At 55.6% G+C, this 16,384-nt stretch carries 12 protein-coding genes; 9 read left to right on the forward strand and 3 right to left on the reverse strand.

The genetic code is table 11. The annotated features are described in order from the left end of the window. The first annotated feature begins 1 nt into the window (after position 1). Positions 2-1,204 (forward strand): pyridoxal phosphate-dependent aminotransferase, encoded by a 1,203-nt coding sequence (locus QQ992_RS12890; RefSeq protein WP_286113720.1) that lies wholly within the window; start codon positions 2-4, stop codon positions 1,202-1,204. A 156-nt stretch (positions 1,205-1,360) separates the two neighbouring features. Beyond that, positions 1,361-2,170: an NAD-dependent epimerase/dehydratase family protein gene (locus tag QQ992_RS12895; RefSeq protein WP_286113722.1), complete on the forward strand. Its 810-nt coding sequence runs from the start codon at positions 1,361-1,363 to the stop codon at positions 2,168-2,170. Between the two features lie 194 nt (positions 2,171-2,364). On the opposite strand, the gene QQ992_RS12900 is transcribed toward QQ992_RS12895, so the two are convergent. After that, complete coding sequence (locus QQ992_RS12900; protein WP_286113724.1) at positions 2,365-2,715, reverse strand: RidA family protein; 351 nt, start codon at positions 2,713-2,715, stop codon at positions 2,365-2,367. A gap of 432 nt (positions 2,716-3,147) precedes the next feature. Between QQ992_RS12900 and QQ992_RS12905 the strand changes: the two genes are divergently transcribed. From QQ992_RS12905 to QQ992_RS12930, 6 genes are all read left to right on the forward strand, one after another. Then, positions 3,148-4,551 carry an MFS transporter gene (locus tag QQ992_RS12905; RefSeq protein WP_286113725.1) on the forward strand — a complete coding sequence of 468 codons (1,404 nt, stop codon included), beginning with the start codon at positions 3,148-3,150 and terminating at the stop codon, positions 4,549-4,551. A gap of 779 nt (positions 4,552-5,330) precedes the next feature. Next, positions 5,331-7,391, forward strand: coding sequence for a TonB-dependent receptor (locus QQ992_RS12910; RefSeq protein WP_286113726.1), 2,061 nt, complete (start codon positions 5,331-5,333; stop codon positions 7,389-7,391). Positions 7,392-7,646: 255 nt separating this feature from the next. After that, complete coding sequence (locus tag QQ992_RS12915; protein ID WP_286113728.1) at positions 7,647-9,041, forward strand: amino acid permease; 1,395 nt, start codon at positions 7,647-7,649, stop codon at positions 9,039-9,041. A gap of 76 nt (positions 9,042-9,117) precedes the next feature. Then, positions 9,118-10,482 carry an NAD(P)/FAD-dependent oxidoreductase gene (locus QQ992_RS12920; RefSeq protein ID WP_286113730.1) on the forward strand — a complete coding sequence of 455 codons (1,365 nt, stop codon included), beginning with the start codon at positions 9,118-9,120 and terminating at the stop codon, positions 10,480-10,482. 15 nt (positions 10,483-10,497) lie between these two features. Beyond that, positions 10,498-10,848 carry a cupin domain-containing protein gene (locus tag QQ992_RS12925; RefSeq protein WP_286113732.1) on the forward strand — a complete coding sequence of 117 codons (351 nt, stop codon included), beginning with the start codon at positions 10,498-10,500 and terminating at the stop codon, positions 10,846-10,848. A 63-nt stretch (positions 10,849-10,911) separates the two neighbouring features. Beyond that, complete coding sequence (locus QQ992_RS12930) at positions 10,912-12,423, forward strand: CoA-acylating methylmalonate-semialdehyde dehydrogenase (protein WP_286113734.1); 1,512 nt, start codon at positions 10,912-10,914, stop codon at positions 12,421-12,423. Positions 12,424-12,486: 63 nt separating this feature from the next. Here QQ992_RS12930 and QQ992_RS12935 read toward each other — a convergent pair whose 3' ends face one another. After that, entirely contained in the window at positions 12,487-13,926 is a 1,440-nt protein-coding gene (locus tag QQ992_RS12935) for a PucR family transcriptional regulator (protein WP_286113735.1), read from the reverse strand. Between the two features lie 349 nt (positions 13,927-14,275). On the opposite strand from QQ992_RS12935, the gene rfaD reads away from it, so the two are divergent. After that, positions 14,276-15,307 carry an ADP-glyceromanno-heptose 6-epimerase gene (gene rfaD, locus QQ992_RS12940; RefSeq protein ID WP_286113737.1) on the forward strand — a complete coding sequence of 344 codons (1,032 nt, stop codon included), beginning with the start codon at positions 14,276-14,278 and terminating at the stop codon, positions 15,305-15,307. A gap of 136 nt (positions 15,308-15,443) precedes the next feature. On the opposite strand, the gene paaX is transcribed toward rfaD, so the two are convergent. Then, complete coding sequence (paaX, locus tag QQ992_RS12945; protein WP_286113738.1) at positions 15,444-16,367, reverse strand: phenylacetic acid degradation operon negative regulatory protein PaaX; 924 nt, start codon at positions 16,365-16,367, stop codon at positions 15,444-15,446. Positions 16,368-16,384: the final 17 nt, after the last annotated feature.

The raw sequence follows: 16,384 nt of genomic DNA on the forward strand, positions 1-16,384 counted from the left end.
AATGAAGTTTGAGAATCGTCGCTCTGCCGGTATCAAGGCTTCACCGAGCATGGCTATTGCAATGGCTGCAAAAGCGCTCCGTGCGCAAGGCCGTGACATCATTGATTTATCGTTGGGGGAGCCGGACTTCGAGCCGCCCGCCAACGTTAGTGAAGCGGCCAGCTCTGCCGTTCGATCGGGTTGCATCCGTTATGGTTTAGCCGCTGGGTCCGAATCCTTGCGCCGAGCGATCGCCGCCAAATTCAGGCGTGACAATGGCTTGGAATATGGGTTGGACGAAATAACCGTCGCCAACGGTGCCAAGCAGATCTTGTTCGATGTGTTCATGGCAACCTTGGAGCCGGGGGATGAAGTGATCATTCCTACGCCTTGCTGGGTCTCGTATGGAGATATCGTCACGCTGCATGGCGGGGTGCCGGTATATGTTCCTTGCGCTCAAGAGGATGGCTTCAAGCTCTCAGATGAGGCCTTGCGGGCCGCGATGACGCCGCGTACTCGTTGGCTGATGCTGAATTCGCCGTCCAATCCGACGGGTGCAATCCATTCGCGTCAGGACTATCAGGCGTTAGAGCAGGTGCTCCTTGAGTACCCAGAGGTTCTGGTACTGTCGGATGAAATCTACGAGCACATTCTGCTAGGTAATGAGCGTTTCATTTCGTTCGCGTCCGCATGCCCTGCATTGCGTGAGCGGACGTTATTGGTCAATGGTGTGTCCAAGGCCTACGCCATGACCGGTTGGCGAGTTGGATACGCAGCTGGTCCCAAAGCGCTGATCGCTGCAATCAACAAAATGCAGTCACAAAGCGTGACGTCAGTGTGTGGAGTAGCTCAAGCCGCTGCGGTGGCTGCACTGGAGGGCGATCAAGAGTTTGTCACCAGCAGTGCGGCTACCTTCGCTCGCAGGGCGAAGATCATCAGCGATGGACTCGCGGGCATCGAAGAATTGAGTTACGTGCCGCCGGCCGGCGCATTTTACGCCTTCATCGGTGTCGAGCGGTTGCTAGGGCGCGCCGCGCCTGGCGGTGCGGTTCTTAATTCCGACAGCGACCTGGCTAACTACTTGCTTGAAGCGTTCGGCTTGTCCAGCGTTCCAGGCCAGGCATTCAATGCTCCGGGTTTCATTCGGCTTTCCATTGCGGCTTCAGATGCGGATTTGGCTCAGGCCTGCGTGCGCTTGATCAAGATGGTGAAGTCGCTCTCTTGAGCTACTAGGTATAGCGCGGTTGTTTCCTGCGAAGGCACAACAATGCGGATGGCGCGCACAGGCAGGTGCGTGACCCTTTGCAGCGTTCTATCTAGTGCACTTGGCAGCTCCCTGTGAGCTGCCTTTTTTTAGTGTCAGAACTACATGGAGCAGCGTATGACGATTCACTTCAATCGAATTTTGCTGACGGGCGCGGCGGGCGGGCTCGGGACGCAGCTCAGGCCGTTCTTGCGCGAACGGTGTAATGCATTGCGCATCACTGATCGAGAGCCGATCATGGATCCTGTTGGCAATGAAGAGTCGGTCACGCTCGACCTGGCCGACTTCGAGAGTGTGTTGCAGGCAGTGGAGAATGTGGATGCAATCGTGCACTTGGGCGGGGTGTCACGTGAGTCCACGTTCGAAAACATCATGAGCGCCAACATCCAAGGTATGTACAACGTTTACGAGGCCGCTCGGCGTCTCAAGGTCAAGCGAATAATCTGGGGCAGCTCTGTGCATGCTGTGGGTTACCACAAGCGAACAGATGTTCTGCAAACAGATTGTGTGGTACGCCCGGACAGTCTATACGGCGTTTCCAAAGTTTTTGGCGAGGGTTTAGCTCAGTACTACTTCGACAAATTCGGCCTTGAGAGTGTGTCCATTCGCATTGGTTCCAGTTTCCCCAAGCCAGTCGACTGGCGAATGCTCTCTACATGGCTCAGCTATGCCGACCTTAAGCATTTGATCGAGCGCTGTTTGCTGGTTCCGAAAGTCGACCACACCATTATCTTTGGTTGCTCCAGGAATGATCAGAGTTTCTGGGACAATGGCAAAGCAGCTTATCTTGGTTATCGACCGCAAGATAATGCAGAGTCGTTCAGGCCAACGTTGGAAGTTACTGTACCGAAGCCGGCACACGACGATACAGCGATTTCGTATCAGGGAGGCAGTTTTGTCGTTGCAGGTCACTTCGAGGATAAGTGAGGGGCGCCGTGAGCGTTTTGGCTCTTGGGTTGATGGCTTGCTGTGTGCGGGTACCTGATTCTGGAAATGATCTTGCGCTGAAGCCTGTTAGAGCCTCGTTGATGCTTAGTGATACTATCACTGGGTGGATTCTGCTGCGGTCTGCGCACTTAAAAGCAGAAAGGCACCGCATTGTACCTTTCTGCTGCAACAGATCAGTCCGTGGCTGCCGTTATGATGATCTCTACCAGCATGCCCGGTTGCGTCATTCGTGCTTGCCCGGTTGAACGAGCAGGTGCGTGTGCTTTCGATAGCCAGCTATCCCATACCTCGTTTACCTCGTCGAAATGGCGTAAGTCGTCCAGCCACAGGATAGCGCTGAGAATCTTGGTTTTATCACTGCCTACCTGCGCCAAAAGTTTTTCAATTTTATCAATGATTTCAATAGTTTGAGTCTTCGCTGAACCACCTGGAGTACCGACTTGGCCGGTGAGGTAGGCCACACCGTTGTGCTTTACGGCGTGATGGATGCGGGTGTCGAATTCTATACGCTCAATCTTGCTCATGTGATCGTTCCTGGCGTGAATTTTGCCTTGAGGTGTGATGTCAATTTCCTTGCCTCCATTGAGAGCATATCAATTCGGATAGAGGTTTGTAACTGATATTACCACCGTATTGACATCCCCCTGACATACACGTCTACTAGCAGTGCGACCTGAAGAAAATCAGCCCACCACTACCCACGCCAAGATGGGAGGCACGCAATGAGTAAGCCGGCGCATTTACCTTTCGCAAGTCATCGTGTGTCACCGTGGTGTGGGCGTCACTCCTCACGGTTTGATCATTGGCAGTGAGCGCTTGGCTCGAAGTGAGTCGGTGTTTCGGATTGTCGGTAATGCACTATTTTGGAGCATCTTTGCGACGGAATGTTTTGTAACCAAACGGATCTCGCTTGAAGTCGAGAGATCATCAGCATAATTCAATAATAAAGTGATGCTATGAATCTAAATGAACCCATTAGTACCTCGCGTGTGGGGCAAGCGGTAGGCAATTATCGCTGGACCATTTGCGCAATGCTGTTCTTCGCGACCACAGTGAACTACCTGGATCGACAGGTGCTTAGCTTGTTGGCACCAGAGCTTTCAACCGAGTTTGGGTGGAGCAATAGCGACTATGCTAATATTGCATCCGTTTTCCAATTTGTTTACGCAATATCCATGCTGTTTGCAGGGCGCTTCGTAGACCGAATTGGTACTAAAAAAGCTTACTTGATTGCGATCGCTGTATGGTCTATAGGTGCAGTCATGCATGCATTTGCAGTGCCTCTGGGGACTGGAGTTGCAGCGATATCCGCCGCGCTTGGCCTGGCAGTCATTCCCGTCTCGATCGCTGGCTTCATGCTGTCGCGTGCTGTATTGGCTGTCGGTGAGGCGGGAAACTACCCGGCAGCTATCAAGGCAACCGCTGAGTACTTCCCCAAGAAAGAGCGTTCCTTAGCTACGGGTATTTTCAACTCTGGCGCGAATGTGGGGGCAATTCTGGCGCCTATCAGCGTGCCAATCATTGCTGCGATTTGGGGCTGGGAGTGGGCATTCATACTGATCGGCTTGCTGGGCTTCGTCTGGATGGGGTTCTGGGTAGTGCTGTACAAGAAGCCCGATGAGCAGGAACGGCTTTCGGCATCAGAATTGGCCTACATTCGAGCGGATGACAAGATTGTGAGTGGCGCAGAGCTCAGTCAAAGTCAAACCGTCAGCAAGGTGTCGTGGTCCAGGCTGCTCACTTATCGCCAAACCTGGGCATTTGCGTTTGGGAAGTTCATGACCGACGGCGTGTGGTGGTTCTTTCTATTTTGGCTGCCCACTTATTTGGCTGCGCAATATGGTATGCGGGGGCAAGACATCGTACTGCCGTTGGCCGTGCTGTATAGCTTGACCATGATTGGCAGTATCGGTGGTGGTTGGTTCCCCAGCTATTTCATGGCCCGTGGAGATGCTCCATACGACGGTCGTATGAAAGCGATGCTCATAATTTCCTTCATTCCGCTGGTCGTCTTACTGGCACAGCCGTTCGGGTACTTGAGTTTCTGGGTGCCGGTATTGCTTATAGGCATCGGTGCTTCTGCTCACCAAGCATGGTCATGCAATATTTTTACGACGGTGTCCGACATGTTTCCGCAAAAGGCGGTGGCATCGGTAGTAGGCATTGGTGGTCTTGCGGGTGGTCTCGGTGGTGTCGTCATGACCAAGGCTGGGGGATGGGTGTTTGACTTCTACAAAAGCGTTGGCGATATCCATACGGGTTACATGATAATGTTCGCAATTTGTGCGTCGGCTTATCTAGTTGCTTGGGCTGTCATGAAGGCTCTCGTGCCCAAGCATGAAGACATTAAAGATATTTAAGTCTTAACGATTTCGAGTTTTAAGACAGGGTGCGTGATGCGTTGGTGCCCAAGGCTATCATTTTGAGCTGCCAGGTAAACTTATCAAGCAAGAGCTGTCTCCACACTCATTGTTGATGTGAGAGGTGTGACGACTTGTCGTGCGCGTAAACGACAGCGCTTCACGTTTGATCACGCCTTTGACGTGAGGGTGAGGCGAGTCTGCATTGTGTGTTCTTCCTTGCCAATCGCACGGCTAATCGGATGACGGTGTTCATACGCGATGGTGTGGACCTGGTTTTCCGCACGGCGGCTGAATCATGGAGAGTTCCACTGGTTCAGCCGCCATAGCTGCGAGCTTGAACTCGGCAGCGAGCAACGCCAGGTGTTATCGCTGGGCCTGCGGTCGCAGCGAGTCGGCGAAGGCGACCATCAATATGTTGTAAAGGTTGGCCACTTTACCGGCCTTCTTCTCGTCCCGTTTCTACTAAGCACGCACTGCCTCCGCCGCCGCGCTATTGGCCATACCGTATCGGTAGCGTTCAGCTCTGGTACTAGCCGCACACTGCAGTTCTGCATGAGAGTGAGAGGGTTGGAAGCCTCCAGCGGGCGACACTGTTTTTCGATATTGTTATGGTATAACATTGTTTTTGGGCGTACTCATCTGACTGTTCACTTGCCAACGGGCAGTGGCATCGACATAAAACAGCTATCCCCCCCCTCCAGAAGGCCCACGCAGGTATGCGATTACTCTCGACCTGGTATTTCGTCTAGAGAGGGGCCGCGATCATAAGGAAAATCATGAAAAACGAACTGGCTCCGCTTGCCTTGTTGGCAGCACTTGGCACAGGGGAAGCCTTGGCGGCGACTCCAGGAGAATCGGCCATCACTATTGGCGAGATTCATGTCGATGGTGGTTCAGGCTCTAGCCAGTCTTTCCAGGCAGGAAGCAGTGTCCTTTCCTCGGTGGATATTCTCGGTGCCGATAAGATTGAAGACAAAGCCGTCATGAACAGTTGGGAGCTCCTGGGTCAGATGCCGGGGATCCAAATGACAGAAACGCGGATGGGGGGGGAGTCTGGGAAGGTAAGCTTTCGGGCTTTCAACGGAGAGGGGTACATCAACGGTATCAAGACATTGATCGACGGGGTGCCCAGCAACGTCAACAGTGGTAATCAACGTTTCATTGATATGGTCTTTCCACTCGATATCGACTACATCGAGGTGGTTAGGGGGACTAACGACCCTAGATATGGCCTTCATAATATTGCGGGAAATATCAACATGGTTACCCGACAGGGGGGAAACTACGTCGATAGTCGCCTGACCTACGGAAGCTTCAACACGCGCGAGCTCCAGTTGGCGGTGGGGCGTGAGTCAGGCAATTTTGCGCAGAACTACTTCCTGGCGAAACAGACCTCCGATGGCTATCGAGACCATGACTCGTCCGACAAGTACTCCCTGAGCGGTAAGTGGTTTTTCACAGACGATGAAGCACTGGTGAAATTGGGCCTAGTGGCTCGTCTTTACCATCATGAGGCTGACGAGGCTGGCTTCATGACTCAGGCGGAGCTAGATGCTGGCCGTAGAGACTCTGACCCGCGCAACGCCAATGACGGTGATGATCGCGACATGAAGCAGTTGGCTATACATTTCGATTGGAAAATGCGGGAAGATCTGAGTCTCAGTAACAAGCTTTACTACAACAGCTACGTGGATGACAGAAAGGTGACGTTCAGCAGCAACCCTCTGGGCGACGCACCACGTCAGCGTCGGCAGTGGGATGAACAGCAGACCGGGGTGCTCAGCAATCTCACCTGGAACGTATTTGATGGGCTGACACTGGACGGAGGCGTCAACTTCGAACACCAGGATAACGAGTACCGTCGCTATCGCTTCAACTACAGTGTTCCCACCGATTTCGGCGTTCCTGCTGCCCGGGTACAGAATGATGATTCTTACACCTTGGACAACCTGGGAGCGTACGTGCAAGCGGTGATCGAACCGACAGACTCCTTGAAGATCATACCGGCTATGCGGGTCGATCGGTTCTACGGCGAGACCCACATGCTGGGGGGGGTAGATGCGGATCTACAGGATTATGGCTGGATTCAGCAGCCCAAACTGAGTGTGATTTATAGTCTGACATCTGAGCTGAGTATTTATGCGAACTGGGGCCGCACCTTCCAGATCTTGACCGGCTCGACGGCTCCTGCTTACGTGACAGCAGGACAAAAAAGCTTTGATCCGTCGATCAACACGGGAAAGGAGGTCGGGATCAAGTTTAGTCCGATGATGGGCACAGATGCGCGCATCGCCGTGTGGCAACAGGATGCAACGGACGAGGTTGCCAATATGCCGAGCACGGGCACTACGGTAGGTTTGGGCGAGACTCGTCGACGAGGTATCGACCTGCAGTTCAACTCGAGCATTACTGAAAAGTTGAATGTCTGGGGATCCCATTCCATCCAGGAAGCGAAGGTGGTGAGTGCATATACCGCTGGTGGCCAGTCTCTGGCTGGAAAGGAAGTCTTTTCGACACCGCGTTACATGACCAATCTTGGGGCAGACTATCAGCTGAACTACCACTGGCGGTTTGGCCTGCAAGCCAGAGCCCAAGGGGATTACTATATCGACTCGCTGAATGAGCAGGGGAAGTACGGAGGGTATGCGGTGGTTGACGCAAGTGTACGCTATACCCACTCCGAGACGGCGAGCATCGACCTCCAGGTCAAGAATCTGACTGATCGGGAGTACGAGTACGTGTGGTTCGACAATTTCTTCTGGAATGGGGACGATCAACCCATGTTCTCTCCTGCGCCTGGTCGTACCGCATTCGTTTCTTTGAATCTGAAAATGTAATCCTTTTGAAAGGGCTAAACTGACGCGCTGATTCAACGCTAGCAGCCGGGCCAAGTCTCGGCTGACTACTCGAACAGCGATTCAACAATGCCTCTAGTTCATAGCAGCACTGAGGTCCCTCTAAATCGGTTAATTTTTAATCATACATTTGTACAATCGAGGGTGGGTCAGCCTGAAAATTTAACAATTTCCAGTGCCGCAAAGGCGCTTTAGTCTCCTGTTCAAGCGTTGAAAAATAATAACAGGAGACACCCAATGCCCATTCAGTCAGAGCATGATCCGCGCCTTAAGCGATCATTGAAAACCCGACACATCAGCATGCTTGCCCTGGGCGGGGTAATCGGTGCCGGCCTGTTCGTGGGCTCCAGTGCCGTCATCGCCTCAACCGGTCCGGGTGCGTTCCTCACCTATGCTATCACCGGCATCATCGTCGCCCTGGTGATGCGTATGCTCGGGGAGATGGCAGCAGCACATCCCACGAAAGGTTCTTTTGTTGATTACGCCCGAATGGCGTTTGGCCGGCCGGCGGGGTACATGACCGGTTGGCTGTACTGGTATTTCTGGGTCATTGTCGTCGGCTTTGAAGCCGTGGTTGGCGGCCAGATCATTAATGGCTGGTTCCCGGATATTCCGGTCTGGGTCATTGCGCTGGGGCTCATGATCAGCATGACCCTGCTGAACATGATGTCGGTGCACTCCTTTGGCGAGGCCGAATACTGGTTCGCCGGGGTTAAAGTGGCCGCTATTGTCGTATTCCTGCTCGTGGCGGGCGCATATGTGTTCCATCTGTGGCCGAATTCGACTGCCACGTTTGACAACCTGACACAGCACGGCGGCTTCTTGCCCCACGGCGTTGGTGCACTGTTCACGGGCGTCGTCGTGGTGATCTTCTCGATGACAGGTGTCGAGGTCGCGACACTCGCCGCGGCAGAATCGGAAGACCCTACTCGCAACATCCGCAAAGCAGTGAACACCGTCATGTTGCGCATCCTGGTGTTCTTTGTACTGGCCACTTTCTTCATCGTTGTCGCTCAACCATGGACCAGCCTGACCCCAGGCAAATCGCCGTTCGTGACCACACTGGAGCACATTGGCATTCCCGGCGCTGGCGAGCTGCTCACTGCGGTAATTCTGGTTGCTGTGCTGTCGGTGCTCAACGCCGGCCTTTATACCTCTTCGCGCTTGCTGTTCGTCCTGGCCTCCAATGACGAGGCACCTCGCTGGATTGCTGGCGTGAGCAAAAAAGGTGTGCCGGTTCGTGGCGTGCTTGCCTCCACCTTGGTGGGCTACGGCTGCGTGGTCATTGCCGCGCTATGGCCGGATACGGTGTTCCAGTTCTTGATCAATTCCTCGGGCACGGTGTTCTTGTTTGTCTACCTGATGATCTGCCTGTCGCAGCTCAAGCTGCGCCGCAAATGGGTAGAAGAGGGCAGCCTGAAGTTCGCTATGTGGGCTCACCCATGGCTGCCGCTGCTGGTCACCGCCTCGATCATCGCCGTTCTGGTCAGCATGGCATTCGACCCCTCCATGCAAATAAGCCTCTTGCAGTGCGTGATAGCCATTATCGCCATTGCGGCTTCGTACCTGGCACTGAGCCTCTCTCGTAAGCGTCAACGAGCCGCCAAAGGCCAGCCTGTCACCGCTGCTTAGTCAACAACGCCGTATCAGTACAACCCGAACCCCGGGCCCTCAATGGGAAGCCAACAGCATGTCAGCGAAATACGAATTGTCCCAGTTGCCCAACAAACCGCTGTGGTTCGCGCCAAGCCCGCTGCGTGAGCGGCTGGATGGCGCGGTCCAAGCCGATGTCGTCATCGTCGGAGCCGGTTACACAGGGCTGTGGACGGCCTACTACCTGCTCAAGAGTGATCCTTCTCTGCGCGTCGTTCTGCTGGAGAAAAACGAAGTCGGTTTTGGTGCCTCCGGGCGCAATGGTGGTTGGGCATCGGCGATTTTCCCGATCTCGTTGCACCGCGTAGAGCAGCTGTATTCGCACAATGCGGCTCTGCATCTGCAGGCTGCAATGAACGAAACAGTCGATGAGATTGGCCGAGTACTGGCTCTGGAAGGCGTAGACGCTGACTATGCCAAGCAAGGGTTCTTGTCGCTGGCGCGCAGCAAACCACAGATGGAGCGGGCGAGGGCAGCGGTGGAGTCTTCGGCACGCTTTGGTCTCCCCGATCAGTGGCGCGTGCTTGAGGCTGCTGAAGCCCAATCGCGCATGGGTGCTCAGGGAACGTTGGGTGGTCTATATACCGAGCACTGCGCGCTGATCCACCCTGGCAAGCTGGTCCGTGGTTTGGCGAAGCTGGTAGAAGGCCTGGGTGCAAAAATTTATGAGCAGTCGGCAGTCACTCAGATGGCGCCGGGGGTGGTGCACACCGATCATGGATCGGTGCGTGCCGAAATGACTGTGCGCGCCACCGAGGCATTCACTTCCCAACAGCCCGGTCACTCGCGATTTGTCATTCCGTTGTACTCATTGGTCCTGGCGACCGAGCCACTGCCAAGTGATTTGCTGGCCAAGCTCAAACTCGATCATCGCATGGCCTTCAACGACATGCGGCACCTGCGCGTTTACGGTCAGGTGACGGCGGAAGGTCGGTTGGTTTTTGGTGGTCGTGGGGCACCCTATAACTGGGGCTCGCGCATGTCTGCCGAGGACGATTTGGTGGACAACATTCACGGCAAGATCTACGACACCCTGCTCGAGTTCTTCCCGGCGCTGCGAGATGCGCGCATCACTCACCGTTGGGGTGGCGCGCTAGGCGTCTCGCGCGACTGGTGCCCGACTGTGAGCATCGATCGGAACAAACGCATGGCCTGGGCGGGTAACTATGTCGGTGACGGCGTAGCCACCAGCAACCTGGCCGGGCGTCTGCTGCGCAACTTTATTTTGGCGCGCGACGAGGACATCAACACGTTGCCTCTGGTCAATCACCGCTCGCCATCCTGGGAGCGCGAACCCTTGCGTTGGTTCGGTATCAACAGCGGCCTCGCAGCGGCCTCGCTGAGCGACATCGAAGAACGCATCACCCACAAACCTTCGCGCACCGCGATGCTGCTGGAAAAGCTCACCGGCGCCCATTGATAAGGAGAAAACACTATGCCTTCGTTCACCATCATCAAGCACGCCGACATCAAGGCCTTGCCACTCAACCCGGCCGGCCAGCGTGCAGGGGCTGACAAGGGCGATCCACAGATCGCCATCCAGACGCTTGCTCCGGAAGCAGTCGGAAATCTCGGTGTGTGGGAGTGCCAGCCCGGTGGCTGGCCAGTAATCGAGCGTCCTGACACCGAGTTCACCTACATCATTTCCGGCAAAGCCCTGCTCACCGACAGCAGCACTGACGAAGTCGTAGAAGTGAACGGCGGCGACCTGATCATCCTGCCGCCAGGGTGGACCGGCCGCTGGGATGTGCTCGAGACCGTACGCAAGGTCTACGCCATTTACTGAAACTTGAGTACGGCGAGCAAAAAATGCACGCCACCGTAGTTACCCTTTGATGTGAGAAAGACAATGACCCAAACCATCATGAACTGGATCTGCGGCGCTCAAGCCGAGGCCACCAGCGGCCAGCAACTGCCGGTCTACAACCCGGCCACCGGCGTGGTCACAGGTCACGTGCAACTGTCGGCGCAGAAAGACGTGGATGCTGCCGTGGCATCGGCCAAGGCTGCCTTCCCGGCCTGGAGCAATCTGTCGCCGCTGCGCCGCTCGCGGGTACTGAACAAGTTCCTGGCGCTGCTGAATGAGCACAAAGACGACCTGGCGCGCATGATCACCGCTGAACACGGCAAGGTCTTCACCGACGCCCAGGGCGAAGTGATGCGTGGCATCGAGATCGTCGAATTCGCCTGCGGCGCACCGCAGTTGCTGAAAACCGATTTCACCGATCAAGTCAGCACCAACATCGACAACTGGACCCTGCGCCAGCCGCTGGGCGTGGTCACTGGTATCACCCCGTTCAACTTCCCGGTGATGGTGCCGATGTGGATGTTCCCGGTCGCCCTGGCCACCGGCAATACCTTCGTGCTCAAACCAAGCCCGCTGGACCCGAGCCCGAGCCTGTTCATCGCCGAGCTGCTCAAGCAAGCCGGCCTGCCTGATGGCGTGTTCAATGTGGTGCAGGGCGACAAGGACGCAGTCAACGCCTTGATCGAGCACCCGGATGTACAGGCTGTTTCGTTCGTGGGCTCGACCCCGATCGCCAACCACATCTATGAAACCGGCGCCCGCCATGGCAAGCGCGTCCAGGCACTGGGCGGCGCGAAAAACCATCTGGTAGTGATGCCCGATGCCGATATCGACCAGGTGGTCGATGCCTTGATCGGTGCAGCGTACGGTTCGGCCGGTGAGCGTTGTATGGCCATCAGCGTGGCGGTGTTTGTCGGTGACGATACCGCTGAAAAAGTCATGCCCAAGCTGATCGAGCGCACCCGCGAGCTCAAAGTGCTCAACGGTACCAACCTCGAAGCCGAAATGGGCCCGATCGTTACCCGTGCTGCGCTGGACCGCATCACCGGTTACATCGAGCAAGGTGTAAAAGAGGGCGCGACCATGCTGGTCGATGGTCGTGGCTTCAATGGTCAGACCGCAGGCGAAGGCTGTGGCGATGGTTTCTGGCTGGGCGGCACGCTGTTCGACAACGTCACTCCAGACATGCGCATCTACAAGGAAGAGATTTTCGGCCCGGTGCTGGCGTGCATGCGCGTGAAAGACTTCGCCGAAGCGGTCGACCTGATCAACGCCCACGAGTTCGGCAACGGCGTGAGCTTGTATACCCGCGACGGCCACATCGCCCGCGAGTTCGGCCGCCGTATTCAGGTGGGCATGGTCGGTATCAACGTACCGATTCCGGTGCCGATGGCCTGGCATGGCTTTGGCGGCTGGAAGAAGAGCCTGTTCGGCGACATGCATGCTTATGGCGAGGAGGGGGTGCGCTTCTACACCAAGCAGAAGAGCATCATGCAGCGCTGGCCGCAAGCCATCGCCAAAGGCGCAGAGTTCGCGATGCCGACCAGCCATTAAGGCTATCGGTTAGCTGACGGAAGACCCCGCCCACGCAGCGGGGTCTTTTACATTGCGCCGATTTTAATCGATCAGCTTTGTGTTCTTGCCCGCCTGAATGGCAATCCAGAAACGTGCGATACCACTGGTAGTGGTTGGCTTCAGCCCTGTGAGTTGTTCAACCAGCTTCAAACGATAGACAAGCGTTTGGCGGTGAATATCAAGGTCGAAGGCGGTTGCTTTCCAATTACCGTCGTTCTGCAGGAAGGTGATCAGAGTGGTCAATAGCGCTGCACCTTGAGTACGATCGTGTTCAATCAACGGTCCCAGATAGCGGCCTACCAGCGCCCGTGCTTCAGGCATCGACTTGGGAGCCATGATCAACCCGGTTTCTGCCTCGCCATAGGCCAGGATTTCTTTGTCTATTTCCTGGGCTTGGGTAAGGGCGAGCCGGGATTGCCGGAAACTTTCCTTAAGGCCCGTTGCTGCTGAGATTGGCCCGCTAACGCCGATCACAGTGCCGGCACCAAGGTTGGTGCGCAATGCCTCAAATATTGATGGCTGATTGCGACTTAGCGCCATCAACAGTCCGCTTTCGACAAACAGCAACGGCGTTAGCGCGTGCAGGGAAGGGCAGTGATGAATATCTTCGATTGACCATGGGCCGGCTGGCCCTGGCAGTACCGCCAGACTTACCAGTGTGCCTGTGAGCCCATGACGCTCCAGCGTTGGCAACGCTAAAGTAAACTCGGTTGTACTGTCGAGCAGGCTGCGGAGCAGCGATGCACCTTCTTCACGTTGTAGGTCGCGCTGGATCATCAGTCGCTCCAGTTCGACACCCAGCAAACCGGCCAATGACCTGACCAGAATGGAGTCATCGGGCGAACGCCTGGCGCTGCTCGAGATAATGAGATTGGCGCGGGCTCGACCGCCGATCGGTATGCGTTCGATGTGATCGACATCTTCTGGGGATATGGCTTGGGCTTCGACAATCTTCAGCCCACTGACGGCGTCTTCGATTGTCAGGCTCATACCCAAAGCATTGGCGAGAATCGATAGCCTGCCAGCCATTTCTGGCTGCTTGCGCAGTGCTTCTGCGTAAGTCTGAAACAGCCGTTCGCTGGCGTTAAACCGCTCCCTCTGTGCCTGCAGCACGCTTTCAATAACCTGGTGCGAAAGCTTGACGAACTCCAGTTGGAAGCTCGCGCGCAGCACCGGAAAATGCAGCCTGTCGGCAGCGTCTAGCAGTGCTTGTGTCAAGTCTGGGGCATCTTGCCTGGGCGCGATAACCAATGCGCCAGGGTTGCTTTGTACCAGTTGCTCCAGCCATTCGACCTGCGCCTGCGAAGTCTGGGGCAGGCCCACGCCGGTAGTCATCACCAGGTCACCCGGTGACACCCAGCGCCAAGGGTCGGGTAGGTCAACCGTATGCGCCCAAGTGATGGTCCGCCCAATGCCTGCCATGCCAGCGGCAACCTGCAGTTTCAGTGGATCAATAGCAATTAGATTTTGCACCGTCAGCATAGAAGCTCTCGTGTCACGAGGATAGAACAACGCAATCTGCACAGACAGGTGAGCGTTTACCGCAGTGTGCGATAGGGAGGCGGGAGAGTAAATCCAATAGTCAATGCCTTTATTAGGTGGCGGTCACAATGAGAACATCACACAGGCGGAGACGACGAGCTATATATAATTTAACATAATATGCATTATGGGGTAACTGAATATTTCACGCGGCACCGTGGATTGCCAGATGTTAAGCCAGCGCAAGCATCGGGTTTATCCCTGCCGGTAAATTCGTTGACCCAGATTAAGGTTGGGTACCGTTGCCTTGATTAAAATCCGGACTACGCACCCTTACGGGGAATCTGGCATGACGATCATCGTAACCGGCGCTGCTGGCTTCATCGGCAGCAACCTCGTTCAGGCACTTAACCGACGTAACGAAACGGAGATTATCGCCGTCGACGACCTGACCGATGGCGACAAATTCCGCAACCTGGCCGACAGTGAAATCGCTGATTACCTGGACAAGGACGATTTTCTCGATCGTTTTGCTCGGGGCCAGTTTGGTAAGGTTCGCGCCGTGCTGCACCAAGGCGCGTGTTCAAGCACAGTCGAAGCCGATGGTCGTTTCATGATGGACAACAACTACCGGTACAGCCACGAATTGCTTGTATCTGCGCAGCGCCAGCAAACGCCGTTCTTGTATGCGTCATCGGCAGCTGTGTACGGTGCAGGACGAGATTTTCGCGAACAGCGCGAATGCGAGCGACCGCTGAACGTTTATGGCTATTCCAAATTCCTGTTCGATCAACAGGTGCGCCGACAGTTGACTGCAGCACGCAGCCAGATCGTTGGTTTGCGTTATTTCAACGTGTACGGCCCCCAAGAACAGCATAAAGGCGCCATGGCGTCAGTGGCCCTGCACTGCTTCAACCAGTACCAGGCCCTAGGAAAAGTGACGCTGTTTGGCCGTTATGGTGATTATCCCAGCGGTGGTCACCTGCGTGATTTCGTCTCTGTAGATGATGTGGTCAAGGTCAACATGTTCTTCCTTGATCACCCGCAATCAAGCGGCATTTTCAATGTAGGCAGCGGTCGCGCCCAGCCTTTCAATGACGTTGCGTTGGCTGTAATCAATCGGCTACGTGAGCAACAAGACCAACCCCCGTTGTCACTTGAGACGGCCTTGCTCGAAGGTGTACTGGAGTACTGCGAGTTTCCGGATCATTTGCGTGGCAAATACCAGTGTTTTACCTGTGCCGACCTCGAGCGCTTACGCGCTGCCGGGTACAAGGCACAAACGTTGACAGTCCAGCAAGGCGTGGCCCGCTACTGCGACTGGTTGTTGGGTGTCCAGAGCCCGCCGCCTGCTCCATTCAAGCAAGCGGCGGAAGCTTAGTATTGCTAGATAGTTAGAATGATTGGCTATTTCTTCTAACATATAGGTGGGAATTAGCAGGTACTGACCGTTAACTACACTAAATAGTCATTTAGCGTAGTTATATAAAAGGGCAGATAAATCCCACTCTTTGCCCTTACGCCAATCCACCAAAACGCTTGTAAAAGCTTTCGTTAACATCCGGCAATGGACCGTCTGCCGTCTCCAGTGCTGCATTCAGCCATTCCTCCGCCTTGGCAAACACCAACCGATAGAGGTTACGGCACAGCTGTCGTGCGGCCCTTCCCTCCCAGTCCCCTGGCAGTAACTCCTCTGGCAGTTGCGGGTCGCGCAACAGCAAGCGGCGGTACTCGTGAATCAGCAGCGTGCGTGCCAGAAAGCAATCTTGCGCATCGAGCACCGCCTGCTCTTTCAACCCCTGCCACAGCGGCCTGAACAGCTGGATGAATTCGCTGTACTGCTGCCCCAGCTCGTCGATGCGCCAGCTCTCCCGCACCTGGGCGCGCATGGCTTTTGACGCGAGTACTTCCTGTGTATGGGTTTCAAAGACGATGCTGTCGTCGCTGGCCTCAAGTTCACGCAACGTGGCAGCCAGGTCGGCACGGTCTGCCCGTGGGCAACCCAACAGGTTCGGCGCCATTACGCCAAACCCCTGCCACTCCAGTTCTTCACGCAAGGCCTTGCGTTTGCCTGCCTCCACTTGCGACAGCAGCACCAGTGTCCACGCCCCGTCCCAAGCGGGTTGGCTTGGGCTGTAGACGCGTTTGAAGGCTTTCTCGAAGCGCCTGCGCCCCGTGCCCGTCAGGCTGTAGTAACTGCGCCGGCCAACCTTTTCAGCCGTGAGCCAGCCTTCTTTGGTCAGGCGAAAGATCGATGTGCGAATCAGCCGTTCATTGATGCCAATTGGCTCCAGCAGGTTGATCAGGCTACCTAGCCAAACGGTACCGCCGTGGGGCTCGATGGCATCGCCGTACAAGGTGATGATCAGGGAGCTGGCGCGGATCGGCGTCTGCTCCTGGAAGCGAGTGATCAAGGTGTTCAGTGGGGCAAGATTGCTCATGGGCGAACTGTGCGCGG

This window comes from Pseudomonas kurunegalensis (assembly GCF_030291635.1).
GTDB lineage: Bacteria > Pseudomonadota > Gammaproteobacteria > Pseudomonadales > Pseudomonadaceae > Aquipseudomonas > Aquipseudomonas monteilii.